Raw genomic sequence first — 8,851 nt, 5'->3', positions numbered from 1 at the left:
GCCCCGGCTTGGATCCCTGCGGGGGCGCGCCGAGTTCGAGAAGGTCTACCGGGAGGGCCGCCGGACGGGGGGTACGGACGTGAGCGTGGTGGTGCGGCCAGGCGGGCACTCGGGGGTGCGCGTGGGTATCGCCGTGGGCCGGTCGGCGGGGGGAGCCGTGCGGCGCAATCGCCTGAGGAGACGGGTGCGGGAGGCCCTCCGGCGGCTGGCGGGCCGGATGCGATCCGGATACGATGTGGTGGTGGTGGCTCGCCCGCCGGCAGACCGGCGGCCGTTCCCGCAGTTGGTGAGCGTCCTGGGCAGGCTGTTGGCGCAGGCCGGAGTGGTGGATGCTGACGGCGGGCCCGACAGGTGAGGGGACGTGACCCGGCTGGTGTTGCTACTGATCCGCGCCTACCAGAGGCTGATCTCTCCCCTGCTCCCGCCCAGGTGCCGGTTCTACCCGTCCTGCTCGGCGTATGCCGCCGAGGCCGTTGCGCGGTACGGCGCGTGGAGGGGAGGGGTCCTGGCCCTGCGCCGCCTGCTGCGCTGCCACCCGTGGCATCCCGGCGGGTACGACCCCGTCCCGTGAGCGCGCGGACACTCGCAGGCGAAAGGACAACGCCCCCATGCTGACCCCCATTGCCGACGCCCTGGTCGCCCTGCTGAACGTCTTTCACGGGTGGACGGGAAGCTACGGGTGGTCCGTCATCCTGCTCACCCTGGCCATCAAGCTCGCCCTGCACCCGCTGACCCGCAAGCAGTTGCGCTCCATGAAGGCCATGCAGGCCCTGGGTCCGCAGATGCAGGCGCTGCGGGAGAAGTACCGGGACAACCCGCAGCAGATGAACATCGAGATCATGAATCTGTACCGGTCCCACGGGGTCAACCCGCTGGCCGGCTGCCTGCCGATGCTGGTCCAGCTGCCGGTCCTGTGGGCCCTGTTCATCGCCCTGAGGCGGCAGGGATTGTTTGGCGGGGAGACGTTCCTGGGAGCGGCCCTGGACAGGGTTCCCACCTTTGCCGCCATCCGGGAGAGCCCGATCCTCGCGATCTACCCCGTGCTGGTGGGGGCCTCCACCTACCTTCAGCAGAGGCTGACCGTCACCGACCCCCAGCAGGCGCGCATGTTTGTGTTCATGCCGGTCCTGGTCGCCTGGTTCGCGACCCAGGTCCAGGTCGGGCTCTCGCTGTACTGGATCGTCTCCACCCTCGCGTACGCCGTCGAGTACCTGCTCATCGTCGGGCGGCCGGGTACCGCGCCCTCTCCGCGCCCGGCCGCCGCGGTTCTCCCCCAGCGCCCCAGGGGGGTGAAGAAGAAGTGATGCAGGTGGAGGTCACCGGCCGGACGGTGGAAGAGGCTGTCGCCCGGGCCCTGGAGGAGCTGGGGGTGGAGAGGGAGGATGTGGAGGTCGAGGTCCTCGACCCCGGTACCCGAGGGATGCTGGGGCTGGGGGCGAGGGACGCCCGGGTCCGGGTGGCGGTCAAGCCCTCCCCGGCAGCCGTGGCCCACCAGATGATGGCGCGGCTGATGGACTATCTGGGGGTGGCGGGCACGGTGAGGGCCAGGGAGCAGGACGGCGGCGTGATGGTCACGGTGGACGGGGAGCACCTGGGAGCGCTGATCGGGCGGCGGGGGACGACGCTGGAGGCGGTCCAGCTCCTCCTGGGCCTGATGGTGAGCCGCAGGGTGCGGTCTCCTGTCCGGGTCACCGTGGACGCGGGAGGATACAGGGAGAGGAGGGTACAGGCGCTGCGGGAGCAGGCCCTGCGGGCCGCCGAGCGGGCGGTCAGGGAGGGTCGGGAAGTTGTCCTCGACCCCATGCCCGCTTCCGACCGGCGGGTGATCCACACCGCCCTCGCCGGGCATCCCGCCGTGACCACCGAAAGCCGCGGCGAGGGGGAGGCCCGTCGCGTGGTCGTCATTCCCCGAACGGACGCAGACGCTGCCTCCGCCACTGAATCCTGACAGCCCCCTCGGGCGCCGGATACGCGACCTGGCGGCCGCCGTCGGGGTGATTCTGGACGACGGCCAGCTCGCGCGCCTGGAACGCTACCTGGATCTTCTCGCAGCCTGGAGTCGCCGGGCGCGCCTGACCGCCGTCGCCGATCCCGCCGAGGCCGCGCGGGTTCACGTCGCCGACTCCCTGCTGTGCCTGCGCGCGGACATCCCCTTCCAGTCGGCCGTCGTGGACGTCGGCAGCGGGGCTGGTCTGCCGGGCATTCCCCTGCTGATCGCCCGGCCGGATCTGAGGGTGACATTGGTGGAGCCCTCGCGGAGGAAGGCGGCCTTCTTGGAGATGGTGTGTGCGGAGCTGGACCTGCCCGCCGAGGTCATCGCCGAACCCTCCGAGGCGGTCGGGCGGGATGCAACCCGGAGGGAAACGTTCGATGTGGCGGTGGCGCGGGCGGTGGCGCCTCTGCCCGTCCTGGCCGAGCTGCTTCTGCCTCTGATCCGTCCCGGGGGAAAGGCGGTCCTGCTTAAGGGCCCGGCGGCAGGCGAGGAGGTGGAGCGGTCCCGGAAGGCGCTGGAGGTGCTGGGAGGGGGAAAACCCACCCTCCTGGACGTCTCCATTCCCGGGGGCCCCCGGCGTGTCGTCGTCACCGTTCCCAAGGCCCGCCCGACCCCGGACACCTACCCACGCCGCCCGGGCGTGCCGCGGCGCCGTCCTCTGGCGTGAGGGGGTCCCGGCTGGTGGAGGGGGCTGTTCCGGAGGACCGCCAGGGGCGGTACCGAATGTGGGTGTGCAGATGGGACTGGTCGTCGCGGTGGCCAACCAGAAGGGGGGAGTGGGCAAGACCACCACTGCCGTCAACGTGGCGGCGGCTCTGGCTCTGGACGGGCTGCGCGTGCTGGTGGTGGACGCCGACCCCCAGGGGCACGCCACGGGCGGCCTGGGGATATCCCGGCCCCTGCCGGCGCCATCCCTGTACGACGTCCTGATCCACGGAGTGTCCCTGTCCTCTGCCCTCGTGCCCTCCCCCGTGAAGGGGGTGGATGTGGCGCCCTCCAGCCCGGACCTGGCCGGCGCCGAGGTGGAGATGGTGAGCCTGCCGTCACGCGAACTCCGCCTCCGGGATGCGCTGCGGCCCGTGCGGGAGTGGTACGAGTTCGTGTTCGTGGACTGTCCGCCCTCGCTGGGCCTGCTGACGGTCAACGCCCTCGTGGCCGCGGACGAGGTCATGGTTCCTCTTCAGTGCGAGTACTACGCGCTGGAGGGTCTGTCGCGCCTGGTGGAAACGGTGGGGCTGGTCCGCCGGCGCCTCCACCCGGAGTTGAGGGTGGGCGGGGTGGTGCTCACCATGTTTGACCCGCGAACCGCCCTCGCCAGCCAGGTGGCCGCCGAGGTCCGCCGCCACTTCCCCCGCGAGGTGTACCAGACCGTCATCCCCCGCAGCGTGCGCCTGGCGGAGGCGCCGTCGTTCGGCCAGCCGGTGGTCACCTACGCTCCCCAGTCCAGTGGGGCTCAGGCATACGTCAGCCTGGCCAGGGAGGTGCGCGCCCGTGCCGGAATCCCCGCTGCCGTCGCCTGAACCTCGCCGCCGGGCCTTGGGCCGCGGCTTGGGCGCCCTGATCCCCGGGGCTGACCTGCCCGACCGCCCTTCGGAGATCCCGCTGTCCAGGCTCTCCCCGGGCGCCTTTCAACCCCGGCAGGAGATTGACCCCCAGGAGCTGGCGGAGCTGGCGGAGTCCGTGCGCCGTCACGGGGTCCTGCAGCCCATCGTGGTTCGCCCCGTGGGGGACCGCTTCGAAGTGGTCGCGGGGGAACGCCGATGGCGGGCGGCGGAGGCGGCGGGCTTGCAGACCATCCCGGCCGTGATCAGGGAGCTGGACGACCGCCAGGCGGTGGAGGTGGCGCTGGTGGAAAACCTCCAGCGCCAGGATCTCTCCCCCCTGGAGAGGGCGCGGGCCTACCGCCGGCTGGTCGAGGAGTTCGGCCTGACGCAGGAACAGGTGGCCGAGCGCGTCGGCAAGAGCCAGCCGGCGGTGGCCAACACCCTGCGCCTCCTGCAGCTGCCGGCCCCCGTGCAGGCCAGCCTGGAGGCCGGCAGGATCAGCGAGGGGCACGCCCGAGCCATCCTGGGAGCGGGCAGTGCCCAGAGAATGCTGGCGGTGTGGGAGAAGGTGGAGCGGCGGGGCCTGTCCGTGCGCGAGACCGAGGCCCTGGTCCGGTCGTCTATTTCACGTGAAATGCGCCCGCGGCACCCGGCGCGATCCGACCCCCACCTGCGGGCTGTGGAGCAGGACCTGTCCAGACGGTACGGCACCGACGTCCGCGTGGTGGGGGGCACCCGACGGGGAAAGCTGGTCTTTGCCTATCGGTCGGAAGACGACCTCCAGAGGCTGCTGGACCTCCTGCTGGGCTGACGGTCGCCTGCCAGGGAGCCCGCGATGACCGCATGAACGAACATGTTCATCAGGGGTCATCTTCTCACAATCCGGGCATGCGGGGCGCCTGGGAGGGGTAGCCGGTGAGCGGTGACCCGCACCACCCGGGCGGTGGGCTGAGCCGGGACCAGGCGTGGGATCTGGTCTGCCGGTGGATCCAGAGCGCCAACCTGCGCAAGCACCTCCTGGCGGTGGAAGCGGCCATGCGGGAGTATGCGCGCCGGTTCGGGGAGGACGAAGACACCTGGGGCGTGGTGGGGCTGCTGCACGACCTGGATTACGAGCGCTGCCCGTCCCAGGAGGCCGGGCACCCGTTTGTGGGGGTGGAGGAGCTGCGCCGGCTGCAAGTGCCCGAGGAGTGGACGCGGGCCATTCTGTCCCACGCCGACTATTCGGGGGTGCCGCGCCGCACGCCGATGGAGAGGGCCCTGTACGCCGTCGACGAGCTGGTGGGGTTCATCATCGCGGTGGCGCTGGTCAAACCCGGGCGCAGCCTGGCCGAGGTCGACGTGGACTCGGTGAAGAGGAAGATGAAGGACAAGGCCTTCGCCCGGGGGGTGAACCGGGACGACGTGATCCGGGGGGCGGCCGAGCTGGGCGTGCCCCTGGACGAGCACATCGCCACGGTCCTGCGGGCGCTGCAGCGGGCGGCGCCCGCGCTGGGGCTGTAGCGGGAGGGGACCATGGATGTCCGCGGCGGGGCGGCGGGCGATATGCCCGCCGAGGAATTCCGGCGGGCCGCCCACCGGGTGGTGGACTGGATCGCCGACTACCTGGAGCGGGTGGGAGAGTATCCCGTCCTGGCGCGCACGGCGCCGGGCGAGATCGCCCGCGGGCTGCCGGCGGCGCCTCCGCGGCAGGGCGAGCCCGTCGATGCCATCCTGCGCGATGTGGACGAGGTGATCCTGCCGGGCATCACCCACTGGAACCACCCGGCGTTCTTCGGCTACTTCGCCATCACCGGGTCCGGGCCCGGCATTCTCGGGGAGATGCTGGCGGCCGCCCTCAACGTCAACGGAATGCTGTGGAAGACCTCCCCCGCGGCCACCGAGCTGGAGGAGGTGGCGCTGGGGTGGCTGCGGCAGATGGTGGGGCTGCCGGGCGAGTTCTTCGGCGTGATCATGGACACCGCGTCGGTGGCCAGCCTGTGCGCCATCGCCGCCGCCCGGGAGGCGGTGGCCGAGTACCCGGTGCGGCTGCGCGGCCTCGCCGGCGGGCCGCGCCTGCGCCTGTACACGTCCGAGCAGGCCCACTCCTCCGTCGAGAAGGCCGCCCTGGTCTTGGGCCTGGGACAGGACGGCGTGCGCAAGATCCCGACCGACAACGCCTTCCGCATGGACCCGCAGGCGCTGGCGGAGGCCGTTGCCGAGGACCGGCGGCAGGGGTGGCGCCCGTTCTGCGTGGCGGCCACCGTCGGCACCACGTCCACCACCAGCATCGACCCGGTGCCGGCCATCGCCGACGTCTGCGAGCGCGAGGGGTTGTGGCTGCACGTGGACGCGGCATACGCCGGGATGGCGGCGGTGGCCCCGGAGTACCGGTGGGTCCTGGATGGCTGCGCGCGGGCCGACTCGGTGGTGATCAACCCCCACAAGTGGTTGTTCGTGCCCATCGATTGCAGCGCGTTCTACTGCCGGCGCCCCGAGGTGCTGCGCCGGGCCTTCAGCCTGGTACCCGACTACCTGCGGACCCCCGAGCGCGATCGGGAGGGCGTCCGGGACCTGATGGACTACGGGATCCAGCTGGGCCGCCGCTTCCGGGGTCTGAAGCTGTGGATGGTCATCCGGTACTTCGGATCCGAGGGCGTCGCCTCGCGCATCCGGGATCACATCGCGCTGGCGCAGCGGTTCGCGGCGTGGGTGGATGCCCACCCGGACTTCGAGCGGATGGCGCCCGCGCCCCTGTCGGTGGTCTGCTTCCGCGCCCACCCGGCCGGGCTGCGCGGGCGGGTGGGCCCGGAAACACTGGACGGGCTCAACGCGGACGTCCTCGAGCGCGTCAACGCCACAGGCCGGGCCTTTCTCTCCCACACCCGGCTGCGGGGGCGGATGACCCTGCGGCTGGCGGTGGGCAATCTGCGCACCACGGAGCGCCACGTGCGCCAGGCGTGGGACCTGATCCAGGAGGCCACGGCCGCTGCGGTCCGGGCGGCCGGCCTGGCGCGCTGAGGGGCCGCGGGCGGACCCGCGGCAGCGGAGGATAACCGCGGGAGGTCGTGGAAGGATGGCCCCGGGCGACTCCCCCCATGATCTTCCGCGACCGCCGGGAAGCCGGAGCGCAGCTGGCGGAGGCCCTGCAGTCCTGCCGGGATCGTCGCCCGGTCGTGCTGGCGGTGCCACGAGGCGGCGTGGTGGTGGGGTATCAGGTGGCTGTCGCGCTGGACGCCCCGCTGGACGTCGTGGTGCCGCGCAAGCTGCGGGCGCCGTTCAATCCGGAGCTGGCCATCGGCGCCGTGGCCCATGACGGCTCCGTGTACCTGGACGAGGGGCTTGTGCGCACGCTGGGGGTCCCCGACGACTACCTGCGCCAGGAGATCGCGTATCAGACCGAGGAAATCCGGCGCCGGATGCACGCCTACCGGGGAGAGCGCCCCCTGCCCGACGTGGCCGGGGCCACCGCCATCGTCGTCGACGACGGCGTGGCCACCGGCGCCACCATGATCGCGGCCCTGCGGGCGGTCCGCGCCCTGGGGCCGCGGGAGCTGGTGGCGGCGGTTCCGGTGGCCCCGCCGGAGACGGTGGAGCGGCTGCGGCGGGAGGCCGACCAGGTCGTGTGCCTGCACACGCCGGCCCTGTTCTACGCCGTGGGTCAGTTCTACGAGGACTTCTCGCAGACCACCGATGAGGAAGTGGTCGCCCTCCTGCGCGCCCGGGCCGCCCAGCTGCCCGCGGACCTCGCCGCCCGCCCGGCAGGCCGCGACGCCACGGGTGAGCCGGGCGGCTGAGGCACGGCGGCCGCCCCCGCCCCCGGCCATGGCTGCCACCGAGCTGAAGCGGACGAGCCTGTACGCCTCCCACGTGGCTGCGGGGGCGCGCATGGGGCCATTCGCCGGATGGGAGATGCCGGTGCAGTACGCCGGCATCGTCGCCGAGCACCGGGCGGTGCGCACGGCCGCGGGCCTGTTCGATGTGTCGCACATGGGGGAGATCGAGATCGTCGGGCCCGGCGCCCTGGACTCGGTGCAGCGGCTGATCACCAACGACGCCGGGCGCCTGGCGGTGGGCCAGGGGCTGTACACGCCCATGTGCGCGCCCACCGGCGGGATCCTGGACGACCTCACGGTGTTCCGGCTGGGCATTGACCGCTTCCTGATGGTGGTGAACGCCAGCCGGACCGATGCGGACTTCGCGTGGATCGCCGAGCACACCCGGCAGGCCACCGCCCGCAACCGGTCCGCGGAGCTGGCGCTGCTGGCCCTCCAGGGTCCTCGGGCGGCGGCGGTGCTGGGGCGGGTGACGCGGGCCGACGTGGGATCCCTGCGGTCCTTCCACCTGCTGGACGGCGTGGAGGTGGCCGGGGTGATGTGCCTGGTGTCGCGCACCGGCTACACGGGCGAGGACGGGTTTGAGATCGCCTGCGCGTGGGAGCAGGCGCCGGCGGTGTGGGCCGCGCTGCTGGAGGGCGGGCGTCCGGAGGGGCTTGTGCCCGCCGGGTTGGGAGCGCGGGACACTCTGCGCCTGGAGGCCGGCTACATGCTGTACGGTCAGGACATCGACGAGACCACCACTCCCCTGGAGGCTCCGCTGGGGTGGACGGTTAAGTTTGACAAGGGGGAGTTCATCGGCCGGGCGGTCCTGTGGGCCCAGAAGGAGCAGGGCGTGCGCCGGCGCCTGGTGGGATTCGAGGTGCGGGACCGGGTGATTGCCCGCCACGGAAACCCGCTGTGGGCCGGCGGGCGGCGGGTGGGGAGCGTGACCAGCGGGACGTTCGGACCGTGGGTGGGCAAGAGCATCGGCATGGGCTACGTGGGAGTCGAGTGGGCGGCGCCCGGGACGGCCCTGGAGGTGGAGGTGCGGGGCCGCCGCGCCGAGGCGGTGGTGACGCGGCTGCCGTTTTACCGAAGGAGGTGACCCGCTGGACAGGCGCGAGCGCATCCCTCCGGATCTGCGGTATTCCCGCGAGCACGAGTGGGCGAGGGTGGAGAAGGGGCGTGTCCGGGTGGGCATTACCCGGTACGCCGCCGACCGGCTCACCGATGTGGTGTACGTGGAGCTGCCGGCTCCCGGGACCCGGGTGTCGTTCATGCAGCCCTTCGGCGTGGTGGAGTCGGTCAAGGCCGCCTCCGACCTGTATGCTCCCGTCAGCGGCACGGTGGTCGAAGTCAACGCCGCCCTGCGGGAGCGGCCCGAGCTGGTCAACGCCGACCCCTACGGCGAGGGATGGATGATCGTCGTGGTCCCCGACGACCCGGGTGAGCTGGACCGCCTCCTGAGCGCCGACGACTACGCCCGCCTGGTGGGCGAGGAGGGCTGATCGAGGAGG

At 72.3% G+C, this 8,851-nt stretch carries 12 protein-coding genes; all 12 read left to right on the top strand.

Annotated elements, in window-relative coordinates; all coding sequences use genetic code 11:
* Positions 1–16: 16 nt before the first annotated feature.
* Positions 17–355, top strand: a complete 339-nt coding sequence (gene rnpA / locus RB150_00975) for a ribonuclease P protein component (GenBank protein ID MDQ7819115.1) — start codon at positions 17–19, stop codon at positions 353–355.
* Positions 356–361: 6 nt separating this feature from the next.
* Complete coding sequence (gene yidD, locus RB150_00970) at positions 362–571, top strand: membrane protein insertion efficiency factor YidD (GenBank protein ID MDQ7819114.1); 210 nt, start codon at positions 362–364, stop codon at positions 569–571.
* 37 nt (positions 572–608) lie between these two features.
* A complete protein-coding gene (locus RB150_00965) occupies positions 609–1,304 on the top strand; it encodes a YidC/Oxa1 family membrane protein insertase (protein MDQ7819113.1) in 696 nt (231 codons plus the stop codon).
* Positions 1,304–1,948, top strand: coding sequence for an RNA-binding cell elongation regulator Jag/EloR (jag, locus tag RB150_00960; protein ID MDQ7819112.1), 645 nt, complete (start codon positions 1,304–1,306; stop codon positions 1,946–1,948). Before RB150_00965 ends, jag begins: the two co-directional genes overlap by 1 nt.
* Before the next feature lie 46 nt (positions 1,949–1,994).
* The gene (gene rsmG / locus RB150_00955) at positions 1,995–2,660 is read left to right on the top strand and encodes a 16S rRNA (guanine(527)-N(7))-methyltransferase RsmG (protein MDQ7819111.1); all 666 of its coding nucleotides are present in this window, start codon (positions 1,995–1,997) and stop codon (positions 2,658–2,660) included.
* A 70-nt stretch (positions 2,661–2,730) separates the two neighbouring features.
* Entirely contained in the window at positions 2,731–3,513 is a 783-nt protein-coding gene (locus RB150_00950) for a ParA family protein (protein ID MDQ7819110.1), read from the top strand.
* Positions 3,485–4,348: a ParB/RepB/Spo0J family partition protein gene (locus RB150_00945; GenBank protein ID MDQ7819109.1), complete on the top strand. Its 864-nt coding sequence runs from the start codon at positions 3,485–3,487 to the stop codon at positions 4,346–4,348. The genes RB150_00950 and RB150_00945 overlap by 29 nt, the downstream gene beginning before the upstream one ends.
* Positions 4,349–4,485: 137 nt before the next feature.
* Positions 4,486–5,040: an HDIG domain-containing protein gene (locus RB150_00940; GenBank protein ID MDQ7819108.1), complete on the top strand. Its 555-nt coding sequence runs from the start codon at positions 4,486–4,488 to the stop codon at positions 5,038–5,040.
* 12 nt (positions 5,041–5,052) lie between these two features.
* The gene (locus RB150_00935; protein MDQ7819107.1) at positions 5,053–6,537 is read left to right on the top strand and encodes a pyridoxal-dependent decarboxylase; all 1,485 of its coding nucleotides are present in this window, start codon (positions 5,053–5,055) and stop codon (positions 6,535–6,537) included.
* Between the two features lie 47 nt (positions 6,538–6,584).
* Positions 6,585–7,313, top strand: a complete 729-nt coding sequence (locus RB150_00930; GenBank protein ID MDQ7819106.1) for a phosphoribosyltransferase — start codon at positions 6,585–6,587, stop codon at positions 7,311–7,313.
* A 28-nt stretch (positions 7,314–7,341) separates the two neighbouring features.
* Positions 7,342–8,439 carry a glycine cleavage system aminomethyltransferase GcvT gene (gcvT, locus tag RB150_00925; protein ID MDQ7819105.1) on the top strand — a complete coding sequence of 366 codons (1,098 nt, stop codon included), beginning with the start codon at positions 7,342–7,344 and terminating at the stop codon, positions 8,437–8,439.
* 22 nt (positions 8,440–8,461) lie between these two features.
* Complete coding sequence (gene gcvH, locus RB150_00920) at positions 8,462–8,842, top strand: glycine cleavage system protein GcvH (protein MDQ7819104.1); 381 nt, start codon at positions 8,462–8,464, stop codon at positions 8,840–8,842.
* The last annotated feature ends 9 nt before the right edge of the window (positions 8,843–8,851 follow it).

The organism is Armatimonadota bacterium (assembly GCA_031081675.1).
Taxonomy (GTDB): domain Bacteria; phylum Sysuimicrobiota; class Sysuimicrobiia; order Sysuimicrobiales; family Kaftiobacteriaceae; genus Calidihabitans; species Calidihabitans tengchongensis.
Note: the sequence above shows the minus strand (reverse complement) of the source record. Positions and strands in the feature narration are given on the sequence as shown.